We start from the raw sequence: 15491 nt of genomic DNA, 5'->3' as shown, positions 1-15491 counted from the left end.
AATATGTGTGATATTATATAGATATATAAGAATAAATTGTATAGTATATATAATAAATACGTATTTCTTACTACTTTCTTTACAACTTACCACAAAAAATACCCCCTTTCTATAGCTCCCCCGGAAAAAAAATATACGAATCATTTTTTATCGCAATATTTATACGGCGGCTTCCTTATACGCTGTAAGTCGTGTAAGTTGTAAGACATTCCCAGGATATCCACGAGGGGCCAGTTCAAAATACGTAAGAAGAATGTATGGATGACCGCTTAAACAGATATCCCCCTTACACCCTGCGCGATTGCGAGAGGTGTAAGGGGGATGAATATACTTCGTTCGGAATATCAGTATTCTGCATAAGATATACAGACGTGATGGTGGTGTGTTTTTATATGCCGAGATATTTATTTAATTGATGCTGTGTTATGATAACGGTGGCTGTGCGTCATAATTTACCCATTGTCCATTTAACAGAACACGGTTAAATACATGTCCGCCGTCACTGATAGCATATGCGATATAATCATACATATTACCAGTATGGGTGCTTACATATTTTACCTGAGCACCAGCATCTTTGGCAAAATCTCCAAAGAAATGACTTGCAGTAAAGCAATCTGCAATTCCTTCTGAATATGCGTATACATATTGTGGTGCACCGTTTTTGTATTTAAAATGTGTTTTAATATAATTTTGTGCAGCATCCAACTTGTCTTTTAATTCCATGTCATTGGTCCAAATCTGGTTCTCTACAGATTTTCGCCAAGAATAGTAGCCGAGATATTCCTGCCAATCGGAAGTGATAGTGATATTCCATTGCTTAATGATTTTTCCATTATATTTTGCAGTAATTATGAGGTTTCCAGCTCTGGCGGCCGTAAAGTCAATATATGCACACCACGAACCTTTATCGTACCCCTGTCCTGCAATTACAATTAATGATTTGTCTCCAGTGATTTCCATTGTTACTTTTGTTAAATCTGTATTTGAGCTTACATCTTCAGGCGCAAGATAACAACTTGTTGATTTTCCACCAGTCAACGTCATGGTCTTTATATTATTCGGCACCTTCACCGTAACACTACACTTCGCACTCACTCCACTTCCATCAGCAGCAGTAACCGTAATATCAGCCGTTCCATTTGCGACTGCTGTAACAGTTCCGTTTGCGCTTACAGTAGCAACACTTGAATTTGAACTGCTCCAGGTGACACTTCTATTTTCTGCATTTCCTGGGTTTACTGTTGCGGTAAGGCTTGCAGTCTGACCTTTTGAAGTCATGTTTAAAGATGTCTGGCTTAATGTAATGCTTGAAACCTTAACCGGTTTTGGTGTAGCTGTCGGAGCCGGAGTTGCTGTCGGTCTAGGTGTAGCCGTTGGCTTCGGTGTAGCCGTTGGCTGCGGAGCCTTTGTCGGCTGTGGAGTAGCTGTCGGCTTTGGTGCTTCAGTAGCTTTGGAATCGCCGTCGGTTTCGGAGTCGGTGTAGCAATCGGTTTTGCTGGCTGGGCCGGTTTCGTCGGCTGCGGAATCGCCGTCGGTTTCGGGATTGCCGTAGGCTTTGGAATCGGTGTGACAGTTGGTTTCGGAGCTGCTGTTGGTTTTGGTATAGCCGTTGGATTCGGAGTCACTATTGGCTTTGGTGCTTCCGTTGGCTTTGCTGTTGGCTTCGGAGCCTCTGTCGGTTTTGCAATCGCCTTCTTCGGAATCTTCACTTTCTTAGTGGAAGAGTACTTGCCCCATTTCTTATTGCCTTTCGCCTTCTTGTTGTATCCACGGATACGATACTGATAGGTCTTGCCCTGTTTTAACGGATACTTCTTGGAAGACTTGTGAGTATATCCGGTCTTCTTGGAACTCACATTTGCAATCTTGACCCATTTCTTGGAATTGGAAGCCTTGTAATATACCGCATAAGATGTGATATTTTTGGACTTCTTCCATTTAAGGCTGACCTTGTTGTAAGATGTTGCTTTTGCACTGGTTAGAGTGGCTTTTGTCGGCTGTTTTTTATTAACAGCCGCGTTTGCTGTTTGGCTGGTGGAAGGTATGAACAGTACAGCCATCAGAAAGCAAAGCAGTATTTTGGTTAGAATATGTTTCTTTTTCATAGCATCTGTCCACCTGTGAACAAATTATATTTAAACATATTGTACTACCAGAAAGGACAGATTGGAAGATATCCAAGGTAAAAAAATAAGAGCTCGATTTGAACTCTTATTTTACATCTGTTTACGGTAATGGTGAAGCGTCATATGGAGCCCACGCTCCATCAATAAAGATAACATTAAAGGTATGTCTTCCTGCCTTAGAATCTGCAAAATAGTCATAATGCAAACCTGTCGTGGTGTTACTGTATTTAACATTTGCGCCTGCGTCCTTTGCAAAATCACCCATTATCTCAGTTGCAGAATGGCAATCAAGAGTCTTGTCATTATAGACATATACTGCTGCGCCGGAACCATTCTTATAATCATAATTTGTTTTAATAAAGTCCCTTGCTGCATCCATCTTGTCTTTTAATGACATCCCATCTGTCCAGATTCTTGATTCAACAGTATGGCGCCAGGAGACATATCCAAGATATTCCTGCCAGTCCGATGTGATTGTTACGTTATAAGTCAATAACACTGTTCCATTGTATTTTGCAATTATAACAGCATATCCTGCTCTTAATCCTTCAATTGTTACTCCAGCTGCATATTCAGTTGCATTAAATCCTGCAATTTCAATACTTTTATTATCGTTCTTTATGTCAAATGTTACCTGTTTAAAATCAACGTTATCAAAATCATCGATATCTGGACCTATAGTCTTTGACTTTCCACCCTCTAACGTAATATTCCTTACATTATTTGGCACTCTCACCGTCACACTACACTTCGCGCTCACCCCACTACCATCAGCCGCAGTAGCAGTAATATCAGCCGTTCCATTTGCAATTGCTGTAACAGTTCCGCTTGCATTTACAGTAACAATACTTGAATCTGAACTACTCCAGGTGATATTTTTATTTGCTGCATTATCTGGAGTTACTGTTGCAGTAAGACTTGCGGTCTGGCCTTTTGAAGTTAGGGTTAAGGATGTCTGGCTTAATGTGATACTTGAACCTTAACCGGTTTTGGTGTAGCGGTCGGAGCCGGAGTTGCTGTCGGTCTTGGTGTAGCCGTTGGCTGCGGAGCCTTTGTTGGTTGTGGAGCAGCTGTCGGCTTTGGTGCTTCAGTAGGCTTTGGTTTCGGCGCTGCCGTTGGCTTTGGAGCCGCCGTTGGTTTTGGAGCTGCTGTCGGCTTCGGTGCTTCCGTTGGTTTTACTGTCGGATTCGGAGCCTCTGTCGGTTTTGCAATCGCCTTCTTCGGAATCTTCACTTTCTTAATGGAAGAATACTTACCCCATTTCTTACTACCTTTCGCCTTCTTGTTATATCCACGGATGCGGTACTGATAGGTCTTACCCTGTTTTAACGGATATTTCTTGGAAGATTTGTGAGTGTATCCGGTCTTCTTGGAACTCACATTTGCAATCTTGACCCATTTCTTGGAATTGGAAGCCTTGTAATATACTGCATAAGAAGTGATATTCTTGGACTTCTTCCATTTAAGGCTGACCTTGTTGTAAGATGTTGCTTTTGCACTCGTTAGAGTGGCTTTTGTTGGCTGTTTTTTGTTAACAGCTGCGTTTGCTGTTTGCTGGTGGAAGGTATGAACAGTACAGCCATCAGAAAGCAAAGCAGTATTTTGGTTAGAATATGTTTCTTTTTCATAGCATCTGTCCTCCTGTGAACGAATTTATTGATTGTATTTTACTACACTAGATGAAGGAAAGAAAGATATCTGGTCTAAAAAGGACTAGAATCTGATAGTATTTTGCCTGGTAAAAATGTGTAATTATGTCAATCACAATGACAGACAAATAGGCAAAAGATATGTCTGCGGCCACAGACCAGGGACACTTTGATGAGGGATATACGAATAAATGGTATTTCTATGAAGCAACATTTGATGTCACAAACAATGTATCATTCAAAATGCCTACAACAGGAGCTGATGGTGTATGGAAATTCATTTTCTTTGGCTTTGGAACAATGGCAGTTCTTGCAACTGGACTTATTATCTATGACTCAAAAAATAAGAGAACCAGAAAGCGTAAAAGGAAATAAAAAATAAAATAGAGCACACGCGAAAGCGTGTGCTCTTGTCATATATATAAAATAGAAAGCACTTTCTTAGCAGAAAGTGCTCTTTATTGTTAAGAATGTGTTGGCGTTGCATCGTAGTTGACCCAATTTCCATTAATAAGAATCTTTGGATATACGTGTCCGCCTTCACTAAATGCATCTACTGGATAGTCAAATATGTGTCCGGATACCGCATTTACATATTTAATACTTAATCCAATATCTTTTGCAAAATCACTCATTAGTTCTGTAGCGCCGTAACAATCTAAGACAGCGCCATTATAGACATTGATGATTGCTCCAGCTCCATTCTGATATCCATAATGAGACTGGATAAAGTTTTTTGCCGCATCGAGTTTATTAACAACAGACATTCCGGAACTCCAAATTTTGTTTTCTATTGATTTTCGCCAAGTGACGTATTCAAGATATTCCTGCCAATCTGAAGATACAGTTACATTATATGTTAATAGCACATTTCCGTTGTATTTGGCTATAATAGTTGTGTTTCCAACTTTTAATGCTCGTACGCAAACAGATGCTGAATATAAGTTTGATGAAAATCCAAGCACATCTAATGAGCCATTGTTATTCTGAATATTAAATGTGACTTTACTAAAATCAATTGAATTAATATCATCCCTGTCAGGACCAATATCAATAGATTTTCCACCCTCTAGCGTAATATTCCTTACATTATTCGGCACCCTCACCGTCACATTACACTTCGCGCTCACTCCACTGCCATCAGCAGCAGTAGCGGTAATATCAGCCGTTCCATTTGCAACTGCTGTAACAGTTCCATTTACTACAGTAACAACACTTGAATCTGAACTGCTCCATGTGATATTTTTATTTGCTGCATTATCTGGATTTACTGTTGCAGTAAGGCTTGCCGTCTGACCGTTTGCAGTCATGGTTAAAGATGTCTTGCTTAATGTAATGCCTGAAACCTTAACCGGTTTTGGTGTAGCTGTCGGAGCCGGAGTTGCTGTCGGTCTAGGTGTAGCCGTTGGCTGCAGAGCCTTTGTTGGCTGTGGAATAGCTGTCGGCTTTGGTGCTTCAGTAGGCTTCGGAATCGGTGTAGCAGTCGGTTTTGCTGGTTGAACCGGCTTTGTCGGCTGTGGAATTGCCGTTGGCTTTGGAATCGCAGTCGGCTTCGGTATTGCCGTAGGCTTTGGAATCGGTGTAGCCGTTGGCTTCGGAGCCGTCGTTGGCTTTGGAGCTGTTGTCGGCTTCGGTGCTTCTGTTGGCTTCACTGTCGGCTTCGGGGCCTCTGTTGGTTTTGCAGCCGCCTTCTTCGGAATCTTCACTTTCTTAGTGGAAGAATACTTACCCCATTTCTTACTACCTTTCGCGTTCTTGTTATATCCACGGATGCGGTACTGATAGGTCTTACCCTGTTTTAACGGATATTTCTTGGAAGATTTGTGAGTGTAGCCGGTCTTCTTGGAACTCACATTTGCAATCTTGACCCATTTCTTGGAATTGGAAGCCTTGTAATACACTGCGTAAGAAGTGATATTTTTGGATTTCTTCCATTTGAGGCTGACCTTGTTGTAGGATGTTGCTTTTGCACTCGTTAGAGTGGCTTTTGTTGGCTGTTTTTTGTTAACAGCTGCGTTTGCTGTTTGGCTGATGGAAGGTATGAACAGTACAGCCATCAGAAAGCAAAGCAGTATTTTGGTTAGAATATGTTTCTTTTTCATAGCATCTGTCCTCCTGTGAACGAATTATATTTAAACATATTGTACTACCAGGAAGGACAGATTGGAAGATATCATACCTAAAAAGTCAGACATAGATTTAGTTTTTCAGCCGTTCTTTTAAAATTTTGCAGATTTCTTCCTCAGACAGGTTTTCAGCATCCGGCAGGTACGCAGACACCATCTGGCCAAGTGTGACCAGGTGTTTAGTTTGTTTCTTTTTTGCAAGGGCACGGTTCCGGTTTTCTTCCAGCTGCTGTCGGTGCAGGGCCTGCTTTTTCTTTAATTCTTCTAATTCAGCCAGTCTTTTCTCTATCTCATCCATTTACATACACCTCCCTCTGTGAACCTCTGGAAGAATCTGGGAGACAGTCTGTTCCAGAGTTTCTTCTTTTGTCAGGATTTGCTCCACATTTGAAATGATTTCATTGGAGGTATTACGGATATTTTCCAGGCTTGCCTTCAATTCCGGTGTTCCTTTTCCACTGGACCAGCCTGCAATATATCCAAATGAATAGTCGGAAGTATCAAGGCCAAAGTACTGGCATACCACATATGCAACGGATTCCGCTTCCACCTCTTTTGTTTCACGGGTAGATTGGGAACTGGAGGCTTCGGGATTATGTAAAAGGGCGTGTGCAGTTTCGTGGATGAGGGTCTTTAAAGACTGCTTTTCGGAAAGTGTGCTGTCCACTACGATTTCACCCGCAGCTGGACTGTAAAATCCATTGGCAGAGCCTTCTACCGGCTGAAAAGCAACTGGCACTGGGCTGACTTCCAAGAGGGCTTCTTTGAGCCTTTTTAGGTCACTGTCCAGGTCTCCTTTCAGCCTGTGCGTAACTTCCGGGAGGGGCTGGCCCTCTGTCTGCGAGATATCGTAAACGTAACCGACCTTGAAAAATGGAATCACCTTCTGTACGATTTCCTGCTTGGCTTTGCCGTCCGGTAACAATTCCGGCTTGCCTGTGGTCTTGTCAATCACATCTTTCAGATACTCCTTTTTGTATGGGGCGGGGCAGATAATCTGGATTCCTTTTTCCCCCTTTTTCACATATCTGTTCTGTTTCTGCCAGGTAGTATAACTGGCACAGAGGGTACTGTCCGGTTTCTGTACAGCAATCAGAATCTGGTTGTTAAGGGAATAATGGTGGAATTTTGCCATACTGGAAAGGAAGGCTTTGTATTTTTCACTTTCCATAAAATCCTGGATGGATTTTTCCAGCTGCTCGGTCAGGGCCTTTAAGACTTCCTGTCTGTCTTTTGGGGTTTCTTTATTTTTCATATATTTCCTCCATATTTTTTGTATTGACAGAACTGGAAAATAGATGGTTCAGAGGTGGAAGCCTCCACTGCTCCTTTTTCTGGCTTGGATGACAAGGATTTTTCATTGGAAAGCCAGTCAGGGCCGGGCCGGATGGCACGTTCCATTTAGCCTTGACGGGATTTGCAATGTAAAATAGCCTGTGTCAGGTCAGAAAGATAACTCTATTTGTTCTGTACTGTTAATATGAGAAAAATGGGATTGGTTGAAATTTTTTTGCGGATATTGGAAGAGGAGAAGAGAGAAAAAAGAAGGACTAGAACAGGAAGAAGCCCCTGATTGTACGGCCATACAATCGGGGCTTCGTTCTTGGTTATGAATCGCAATTACCTTTTACTGCTGGCGCAGCAGATGTGATTTGCCACCTCGTTGTTTATTGTAGAACATGCAAACGTGTAAATCAAGTATTCCTTTTGCATCCGGCCTATGGTACAATAACAATGTTGTCCAACCGAGACCCGGCAACGGGAGGAGGTGGTTTTCATGGAAAGTATTCTCTCTTTTTTAGTCTCCTGTGCGGCTGGTGTAGTTTGCCACTACATCATCAAATGGTTAGATGGAGACAAATAGGACAACACTAGCCTAGTAGTTTCTTGTCTACTATAAATAAACAAGAAGAAGCCCTCAGTATTACCGGTACTGGGGGCTTCACTCTTTTTTGTCCTCATGGACGTATTCTCTCTTTTGCCTAATGGCATTATAGCATATGCAAATCTGGAAATCAATATACCAAAATGCGGGAAATTGGTAATTCTGCTGCATCTTATCTGGTGAAATTCTACATACTGTCTGCAAAGACGCTTCCTAATCTTTTCCTCTTTTCAAACGGTTCTGGGGTGACGCATGAGCGGCAAAGGAAGACAACACAGCGTGGTGCTGACAACCACCAAATTGGTGGTGAGTTATTGCGCCCTTCCTTTTTCTAAGACTCTCAAAAATATACTATAGAATGTATTTATATACTAATAATATAGTAAAAATTAGCCTTTTTATGGGCTCTGACAGGGGATTTTGGCCGTTATAGAGGTGAAATCCAGGAAAATGGATGGTCTGCAAGATATATGGTGGTGGTTCCCGGGGATATCCTGGTGGTGGGTATGGGAATATCCTGGTGGTGGGTATGGGGATATCCTGGTGGTGGGTATCTGTCCTTGCCTTGACAGGAACAGTCAATCCTCAGAGGGATTCCTGTCTGTGGTGTCAGATGCCGCAGCATTGAAATCCTGGGACTGCTGCTGGTTGAAGGTCCTGATACATTCCAGGGCAAGATTGTACCAGCGCTTGGAATTTTTCTCTGCGTTCTCTGCATTTTTTTCCGCATAATAGATTTTGGCATTCAGATTGCTGGTTTCAACCAGGAGTTTGTTGTATGCAGCCTGCATATCAGTAAGCTGCTTTTTGAGAAGTTCATTCTCGGCCTGCAAAGTAAGAATCTGGTGATTGGAAGAGGCATTTAGTGGCTGCGCCTGTGGTGCTTCCGAAGTTTCCTGTGGTGCTTCTTGGGAGGCCTGACTTTTTGCAGTAAATTCCTTAAAGGGAATAAAGTGCAGGGGAATGTCAGAAGATTTATCGGAAGGCTCGGCAGTAGCACAGTGTAGCAGGCTTTTAATATATTCTGTCATATCGGGATTGCTCCACTGTGCCTGCGGTCTCCGATGTTCGTTGAGGAATTCTATAGCAAAGTCATCCAGATATTTTGTTTTATTTCTGACCCGGATATGTCCCTGAAGTTCATTATCCAGGTATTTAACGACCTGGCGTCTTGCCGCTTCATAGGTAATGCCCTGGCTGTTTGCGTACTGAGGGATGGTTGTTCCGATTTCATTTTCGCAGGTCCATGAATAGGTATTCTCCATAAATTTTTGTTCCTTTCATAGTGCTCTTTGTTTGGTGAGTTTATTGTAGCACATGATGATGATTAAATCAATAAAAATGATAAACACACAAAGTAGTTGTGCTGAAAAAGATAATGAAAACAAGAAAAAATAAAATGATTATTAAAGCCGACACAACATACAAAACATAGTTGACACAAAGTAGCGCATAGTGTATGATGAAACCAACTCAAAAAAAGAACCATCAGCAAGACTATTTTACATATTGATGGTATCACATAAAAAATACAGGAGGATAAAGATATGAGTGAAAGTTTAAACATAGATATGGCAACCATGCTGGACCAGATGACGCCAGAGATGCGGACCCTTATGCTGGATATCCTGCAGAAAGGACAGGCCGCAGCCGCCGGAAAGACGGCACGGCAGGAACAGCAGGACAAGGATTATTCCAGCCTGGAAAAAAAGGATGTATCCTGTATCAACAGCAGGGAAGATTTCTTTGCCGAAAAAATGTACGCCAAAGTGTATGGGGGTCTGTACGAGGATATCGCAGGCGGGGTGGTTGCACGGTGCGATATTCCCACGGTGGAATATCTGCTCAGCGAGAAAGCGAAAGAGATTGGAAAGACAGACCTGCTGAAACTGTTTAAGTCCAAAGCCTCAGCATATAAAAAGAGGATGAAGCTGGAATATGAACAGGCGAAAAGAGCACAGAGCCAGGCCCTGAGAGATGCGGCAGAGGAAGAAAAAAGGCGGCAGAAAGAAAATGGGAATATGACCCAGTATACAGAACTGCCGGAATGGTGTACAGGAAACAAGTACATGGGAGAGGGCTGGATAGCCAATAACGATGAGGGTATCTATAAACTGGAAGAGAGAGGCAGTACAATCAGAAAAGTGGAAGCCTGCGGCAGGGCGGCAATGATAAACCGTCTTCTGGCACCGATGGATGGCGGAGATGGGATTGTACGGGTAGAACTGGCCTATGACAGTGAAGATGGATGGAGACATAGAGTTGTTGAGCGGGGAGAACTGGTAAACCAGAACAGGGCAATAGCCCTGGCTGAGTATGGCGTAGATGTCAACTCTGAGCGGGTCAGGCCCTTTACCAATGCGATGTCATCTATGCTGAAGGAATCCTCCACTCGGGGAGCAATCCCAAGGGTCCAGTCCTCCGCAAAACTGGCCCTGTATAAGAATGGAAAGCTGGTTCTTCCATATGCTTCCAAAGATTTCATCTTTGAAAAGGAAAATGAATTCCCGAAAATGATGGAGGCACTGACCCCTCACGGGGATGCAGAAAAAAGCAGACAGGGGTTTGTGGAATTAAGGAAGAAAAACCTTTTCAAGGGATTCAATTTTGCGATTGCCGCAACGCTGGCGGCTCCCATTATTATGATGACGGATGCCAATGGATTTGTTTTTAACCTTTACGCCCCGACTGGCTCAGGAAAGTCACTGGTACAGGCTATCATTGCAACACTCTGGGGAGATTTCCATATGAACAAGGGATTTGTCCGTGGTGCAGATAATACACCTACAAACCTGGAGACTGTGGCCGGCATTATGAATTGCCTTCCCCTGATTGTGGATGATTACAACAAATTACAGAGTGAGGAAGACAAAAGAAGATTTAATAAGAGCATTATGCTGCTGGCGGGGGGAATCGGAAAAGGAAGGGCAACCAAGAACCTTTCCATAAGGGAGACCGCCAGTTACAATCTAGATGTGTTTATTACAGCGGAGCAGTCAATCGGTGAGATTGCAGCCAGAACCGGGGCTGGTGGTGGAGTCATCAACAGACTGTATGAAGTTCCGACGGATGCGGAGTGCCCGGTCAGCAAAGCAGAAATAGATGAGATTATGGAGACATTTAATGACAATTACGGACACCTTGGAGTTGAGTTCGTCGGAATCCTGAACAAGTTAAAGGCGAAGGGATTAAAAGCAAAGGTATCGGAAAAGGCAAGGGAATTGGAAGCAAGAATGAAGGAATTAGGTGTGGATAAGACAAACAAGCAGATTGACATTGCAGCAATCCTCCTGGTGGCAGATGAGATTGCAGCAGAGGAAATCTTTAAGGATAACAGGAAAATCAGCCTGGATGAGGCTATCGAGTATATGGCAGACAGCAGTATGGTGAAACAGGAAGCCAGAATGTACCAGGCAGTGATTGATAAGGTTTACAGCAATCCCAACCGGTTTGAGGGATTAGCACCGGAAGCACTGCTCTGTGGTGAGATTTGGGGCAAGTATGAAAAGACAGATGAAAAAGAGGCTATGGTAAAAGAAACAGGGCCTGATGGACAGACAATAGAGTATGCACCAACGACCGTGGCCATTTTCAAAAAGAACCTGACAGAGATGGCGAGGGAATGTAATGCCAGCGTAAATATGTTCCTTGCGTATCTGAAACGGGAAGGGCTGTTATATCCAGACAAAGACAGGCCGGACAAAAAAGTGCCGTTTAAGCATTACAGTAATTTAAATGAGAAGAAGGAAAATGTAGTAACACGGCTCAGGGCAATAAAATTCAGGCTTCCCAGACAGGATGACATCCCATTTGATGAAGAATAAGGGGCAGGGCGCTTCAGCAGAGCAGGCTGAGGCGCCTTTTTTTGCCAAGAGGACGGGGCGCAGTGGGGCAAAGATGAGGATAAGGGTACTGGAAAATGCCGTAAAATAGCGGATTTGCGGGAGTCAGCCCCAAAGCCCCGGATTTTTTTCAGGAAAAGGGTCATTTGTATAGGAAGAAAATAATAATGGAGAAAAATTTATTTTTTTTATTACAAGTTCTTCCTATAGACGTGTTTTGTATCTGGGGCATTGGGGCAGTAGATATATAATAATACAAATACTACTATATATAATATATTATATTGGATAAATACTACTATATATAGTATAAATCATAGGATATGTCTGCCCCAATGGTATAGGGCACTGCCGGGGCAGTGTGGGGCGGGTGTTTCCTTTAAAGGTAAGGTATCACTGTCGGTAGGATATGAGGCCTGGTATGGAAAAAGCATTCCGCAGCCGCTATGTTATCGGGGAAACCGGTAAGGTATCACAGCCGCAGAGGTTTTTTCTGTACCAGGAAACACAACACTGCGGTTGGGAGAAACGGATATCGGCGTATGTCGCCATAATCTACAGGGTGGGACTGTCTCATTCCTGCAAGTGTGTATTGGCTTGGGAAGGATACGGGCTTATACAGGAAAAGACCTTGGACAGGCCAGCACACTATCTTTGAACCGATGCAGTATCGACAGCCATAGTCTGTTTTCCTGTACCAGGCAGATAACTTTCCAATAGGAAGAAATAAACATCGGCGTATGCCGCCAGTAACCAGGGAAAGCCAGGGATTATCTATCTTCCATAGAGCCAGCATCCCCCTTGTTTACCGTGTCACAGACGCCGTAAATCCTGCGGCAGCCCGGAAACCCTGTCCGTTATGGAGTTTTTCATATGTAAGATGTTCTACCAAAAGGAGCGAAGCTGATTCGCTCCTTTTTTTAGCCTGTGGATGACACCCGGACCTTTGCATCAGTCAGATACGGAAGCCTTGCCGTGAAATCTGCAGGTTCTTTTATGCCTTGGCTTATCCGTACTGGTCTGGAATAATTCGCAAAAATTCATCGGCCCTCCAAAATTTCGTCATCTATAGGATAGAAAAGAGAAAAAGGAGGTCTTTGAATGAGACGAAAATTAAATACCTGGCACGGATATCCCCTCAGCCCTCTCGCTGTGGAATCCGGCTTCATTGATTATTACACTGTTGCGGAGGTGACGGGGGCAGAGCCTTATGACATCTACGCTTCAGAGGAAGGGGACTGGGAGCTGGTAAACGGGGATGATATGTATTTCTACGATACTGACGGCAATGTCTATGATTCCGAAATGGCCTGGGAAAGAGTACAGGAACTGGAAGCCATGGTTGCCGGCAGCAAAGGACAGGACACTTCCAGATGGAAAGCAGACATTGAACTGCTGACCACACATGGTGAAGTCAGAGGGGTGTGTGATTACTTCCAGATAACAGAGGAAGGCGCCAGAATCCTGATGGATGAATCCAATGAACTGGTCTATTACAACGAAGAACTGGATGTATATGTCCTGGGTGTCTGCCACTGCGGAACCAGCTGGCGTCTGGTCTGCAGCAGCATCCCGGTTTAAAAGACGGTATGGCGTCACACAACATTGACAACTGAATATGGAAATCACAAATTCAACAATCAAAGGAGAAGATGAATATGGAAGATAAAAGATACTATCGTTGCAGTGAAGTTAGCTCTTATGGTGTAAAAATGGGGTTTGTAGATATGCGGGCACTCGGAGAGGCGGTCGGCGGGGTTCTGAACCTGAATATTGTAAGGAGGACAGAAGAAGAAGGCCTGGGACATTGGGAAGTGGAGAATGGCACCCTGAATTGGCACTACGACTGTGAAAACAACCAGTATTCAGATGAGGAAGCAGCGGCCCGAATCAAGGAACTGACAGAACTGGTGGAGGATGCCGATGAGGACACTGACCCGGAAGAACTGGAAGCCTGGAAGGCGGATATTGAGAGTCTTGAAGACGATGACCCAAGAGATATTTACCAGTACTACATCATTTCTGATTATGGAGCACACATCCTGATAAAGGATACGGATGAAATCGTTCTTTATAACGAAGACTTAGACATGTATGTCTGGTGTGTGACCGTTTTTGGAACCCCATGGGCAGGCGAACTGACCAATATTCCTTTGCCCCCGAAGCGGGCTGCGTAAGCAGCCTGACGGGGAAACGAGGCAGCATGATTCAAACAGATACATAATCACAAATAAATTTAAGGAGGACAGAATATGTCAAATACATATTACGGAGCAGAGGTAAGCGGATACGGGATTGAAAAGAACCGTGTTGATATGGAGGCACTTGGCCAGGTAATCCAGGGAGTTTCCGCAGATGGAATCTTTAAACAGACAATGAAACACAGGATTGGAACCTGGGAAGTGGTCAATGGTTCTTTACATATCCACTATGACTGCGCTGGCAATTACTATACCGACAGGGAAGCACAGGCGAGAATCAAGGAACTGGAAGAACTTATTGAGGATGCAGGTGAAAACCAGGAAGACAAGATTACGGAATGGGAAGCAGATATTGAAAGTCTGGAAGATTACGAGGTGCGGGATATCCACCAGTATTATCTGATATCTGAGAAGGCAGCCAATATCCTGATGGAAGAATCCGAGGAAGAAATCGTGTTTTACAATGATGTACTTAATGCCTATATCTGGGGAATAACCTTCTGCGGTGCAAGCTGGAGCGAGGTACTGACGGATATTCCGCTGAACCGTTCAGGGCAGGATGCATAAGCATCCTGCCAGGATAAAAAACACAATGAAGATAAGGAGAGATACAACATGAGAGAGTTAAAAGAAATCTTTGGTACAGTTTCAGATATGAAGTCTGGAAAGGAAATTGAAAAGGGATATCAGAACCTGGTTTCCACATACCAGGCCTTTTATGAAAAGGCAAAGCAGATGCAGGAAGAGGCAGAAAAAAACCTTTCGCTTGAACGCATTTTGAACTTTACAAAGACCTTTCTATTGCCACAGCCGATAACCGGGGAAGAGCTTCGGCAGGAATACTGGAAGCTGGTTACAACGAAGTGCGGAAAGGAACTGGAAGCCGTGAAGGATTCTATTACTGCATTCGTGAATGTACTGGACCGTTTGATGGTAAAGTATCCTGATGAGGCAGGAATGATTGGAAATGTAAAAGAGAGCGTTGAAAAGGAATTAAAACGGATGGCAGATGTACTGATAGAGGAATGTGAAAAGTGGAGTGCAGATGCCTGAGAGATGGCTGTACTGATTAAGTAACCAGTGCAGATACGAGTATAAACACATATCAAACAGCAGGCAGACTGTGAACAGACCTGCCTGACAAAATCCATGTTGAAAAGGAGACATCACATATGAAGAATCCAAAAGAATGCGTATGCATCCAGCAGAAACAGACATTTTTTATCCTGAACGAACTGACCGCACCGGAATATAGGGATGGAACCTTGGACGGATTCTGGATGAGGAAGGCTTTTCAGATATCCGAGAGTATCAGCAGAGAGTCGGAGAGTTGGTGCAGATGGAGGAAGAATTACGGCAGATGGAAGGGAAAACCTCCTGGTATGAAGAACAGATACGAGAATCAGCAGGCAGGTACGAGGAATTGTACTGCCGGATATCCAAGGAGGATGCCGCATCCCTGGAGTTTCAGGCCAGCAGGACAAAGTGGTCACGCATCTATGAGGAACGGACCGTTGACCGTATCAGGAGAAGGAGCAGACACTTCCGGCCGGATGCCTTCCAGAAGGTTCTTTACAAGACAGATTACACCCTGGGACATGCACTTTATTTGGCTGGCAGAACGGAATATGTGATGAGCAGGCTGCAGGCGACTGTAGA

15 protein-coding genes and 1 pseudogene are annotated in these 15491 nt (G+C 43.6%); 7 read left to right on the top strand and 9 right to left on the bottom strand.

Going from position 1 to position 15491, the window contains the following annotated elements:
* Positions 1-423 precede the first annotated feature (423 nt).
* The 5 genes and pseudogenes from DW904_RS24725 to DW904_RS21480 all read right to left on the bottom strand — a co-directional run bounded on the left by DW904_RS24725 (position 424) and on the right by DW904_RS21480 (position 3722).
* Entirely contained in the window at positions 424-1281 is an 858-nt protein-coding gene (locus DW904_RS24725; RefSeq protein ID WP_202187804.1) for an Ig-like domain-containing protein, read from the bottom strand.
* A gap of 17 nt (positions 1282-1298) precedes the next feature.
* Positions 1299-2108 (bottom strand): fibronectin type III domain-containing protein, encoded by an 810-nt coding sequence (locus DW904_RS23185; protein WP_202187803.1) that lies wholly within the window; start codon positions 2106-2108, stop codon positions 1299-1301.
* 121 nt (positions 2109-2229) lie between these two features.
* Positions 2230-2859 (bottom strand): hypothetical protein, encoded by a 630-nt coding sequence (locus DW904_RS21485; protein WP_243110532.1) that lies wholly within the window; start codon positions 2857-2859, stop codon positions 2230-2232.
* Between the two features lie 87 nt (positions 2860-2946).
* A pseudogene (locus tag DW904_RS24365) lies at positions 2947-3099 on the bottom strand (Ig-like domain-containing protein); the annotation flags it as partial.
* Positions 3090-3722 carry a fibronectin type III domain-containing protein gene (locus DW904_RS21480; RefSeq protein ID WP_118584178.1) on the bottom strand — a complete coding sequence of 211 codons (633 nt, stop codon included), beginning with the start codon at positions 3720-3722 and terminating at the stop codon, positions 3090-3092. The gene DW904_RS21480 and the pseudogene DW904_RS24365, both read right to left, overlap by 10 nt.
* A 197-nt stretch (positions 3723-3919) precedes the next feature.
* Between DW904_RS21480 and DW904_RS21475 the strand changes: the two genes are divergently transcribed.
* The gene (locus DW904_RS21475; RefSeq protein ID WP_118584177.1) at positions 3920-4153 is read left to right on the top strand and encodes a hypothetical protein; all 234 of its coding nucleotides are present in this window, start codon (positions 3920-3922) and stop codon (positions 4151-4153) included.
* A gap of 89 nt (positions 4154-4242) precedes the next feature.
* On the opposite strand, the gene DW904_RS21470 is transcribed toward DW904_RS21475, so the two are convergent.
* From DW904_RS21470 to DW904_RS21455, 4 genes are all read right to left on the bottom strand, one after another.
* Positions 4243-5880 (bottom strand): fibronectin type III domain-containing protein, encoded by a 1638-nt coding sequence (locus DW904_RS21470; RefSeq protein WP_118584176.1) that lies wholly within the window; start codon positions 5878-5880, stop codon positions 4243-4245.
* Positions 5881-5977: 97 nt separating this feature from the next.
* Entirely contained in the window at positions 5978-6202 is a 225-nt protein-coding gene (locus DW904_RS21465; protein WP_118584175.1) for a hypothetical protein, read from the bottom strand.
* The gene (locus DW904_RS21460; RefSeq protein ID WP_118584174.1) at positions 6203-7159 is read right to left on the bottom strand and encodes an ArdC-like ssDNA-binding domain-containing protein; all 957 of its coding nucleotides are present in this window, start codon (positions 7157-7159) and stop codon (positions 6203-6205) included.
* 1208 nt (positions 7160-8367) lie between these two features.
* A complete protein-coding gene (locus tag DW904_RS21455; RefSeq protein WP_118584173.1) occupies positions 8368-9054 on the bottom strand; it encodes a hypothetical protein in 687 nt (228 codons plus the stop codon).
* A 282-nt stretch (positions 9055-9336) separates the two neighbouring features.
* Between DW904_RS21455 and DW904_RS21450 the strand changes: the two genes are divergently transcribed.
* From DW904_RS21450 to DW904_RS21420, 6 genes are all read left to right on the top strand, one after another.
* Positions 9337-11613, top strand: coding sequence for a DUF927 domain-containing protein (locus DW904_RS21450; RefSeq protein ID WP_118584172.1), 2277 nt, complete (start codon positions 9337-9339; stop codon positions 11611-11613).
* Between the two features lie 1119 nt (positions 11614-12732).
* Positions 12733-13212 (top strand): hypothetical protein, encoded by a 480-nt coding sequence (locus DW904_RS21440; RefSeq protein ID WP_118584170.1) that lies wholly within the window; start codon positions 12733-12735, stop codon positions 13210-13212.
* Positions 13213-13289: 77 nt separating this feature from the next.
* On the top strand, positions 13290-13808 hold the full coding sequence (locus tag DW904_RS21435; RefSeq protein WP_118584169.1) for a hypothetical protein: 519 nt from the start codon (positions 13290-13292) through the stop codon (positions 13806-13808).
* Between the two features lie 75 nt (positions 13809-13883).
* A complete protein-coding gene (locus DW904_RS21430) occupies positions 13884-14399 on the top strand; it encodes a hypothetical protein (protein WP_118584168.1) in 516 nt (171 codons plus the stop codon).
* A 48-nt stretch (positions 14400-14447) separates the two neighbouring features.
* Positions 14448-14885 (top strand): hypothetical protein, encoded by a 438-nt coding sequence (locus DW904_RS21425; protein WP_118584167.1) that lies wholly within the window; start codon positions 14448-14450, stop codon positions 14883-14885.
* A gap of 286 nt (positions 14886-15171) precedes the next feature.
* Positions 15172-15491 (top strand): hypothetical protein (locus tag DW904_RS21420; protein WP_147422364.1); only part of this gene is annotated, 320 nt, incomplete at its 3' end.

This window comes from Ruminococcus sp. AM42-11, from assembly GCF_003480145.1.
Classification (GTDB): domain Bacteria; phylum Bacillota; class Clostridia; order Lachnospirales; family Lachnospiraceae; genus Blautia_A; species Blautia_A faecis.
Note: the sequence above shows the minus strand (reverse complement) of the source record. Positions and strands in the feature narration are given on the sequence as shown.

Excerpts from the sequence above, each read along its gene's own strand:
- DW904_RS21450 (WP_118584172.1), top strand. The coding sequence starts at position 9,337 with ATGAGTGAAAGTTTAAACATAGATATGGCAACCATGCTGGACCAGATG.
- DW904_RS21425 (WP_118584167.1), top strand. The coding sequence starts at position 14,448 with ATGAGAGAGTTAAAAGAAATCTTTGGTACAGTTTCAGATATGAAGTCT.
- DW904_RS21470 (WP_118584176.1), bottom strand. The coding sequence starts at position 5,880 with ATGAAAAAGAAACATATTCTAACCAAAATACTGCTTTGCTTTCTGATG.
- DW904_RS21475 (WP_118584177.1), top strand. The coding sequence starts at position 3,920 with ATGTCTGCGGCCACAGACCAGGGACACTTTGATGAGGGATATACGAAT.
- DW904_RS21435 (WP_118584169.1), top strand. The coding sequence starts at position 13,290 with ATGGAAGATAAAAGATACTATCGTTGCAGTGAAGTTAGCTCTTATGGT.
- DW904_RS21465 (WP_118584175.1), bottom strand. The coding sequence starts at position 6,202 with ATGGATGAGATAGAGAAAAGACTGGCTGAATTAGAAGAATTAAAGAAA.
- DW904_RS21455 (WP_118584173.1), bottom strand. The coding sequence starts at position 9,054 with ATGGAGAATACCTATTCATGGACCTGCGAAAATGAAATCGGAACAACC.
- DW904_RS21460 (WP_118584174.1), bottom strand. The coding sequence starts at position 7,159 with ATGAAAAATAAAGAAACCCCAAAAGACAGACAGGAAGTCTTAAAGGCC.
- DW904_RS23185 (WP_202187803.1), bottom strand. The coding sequence starts at position 2,108 with ATGAAAAAGAAACATATTCTAACCAAAATACTGCTTTGCTTTCTGATG.
- DW904_RS21430 (WP_118584168.1), top strand. The coding sequence starts at position 13,884 with ATGTCAAATACATATTACGGAGCAGAGGTAAGCGGATACGGGATTGAA.
- DW904_RS24725 (WP_202187804.1), bottom strand. The coding sequence starts at position 1,281 with ATGACTTCAAAAGGTCAGACTGCAAGCCTTACCGCAACAGTAAACCCA.
- DW904_RS21440 (WP_118584170.1), top strand. The coding sequence starts at position 12,733 with ATGAGACGAAAATTAAATACCTGGCACGGATATCCCCTCAGCCCTCTC.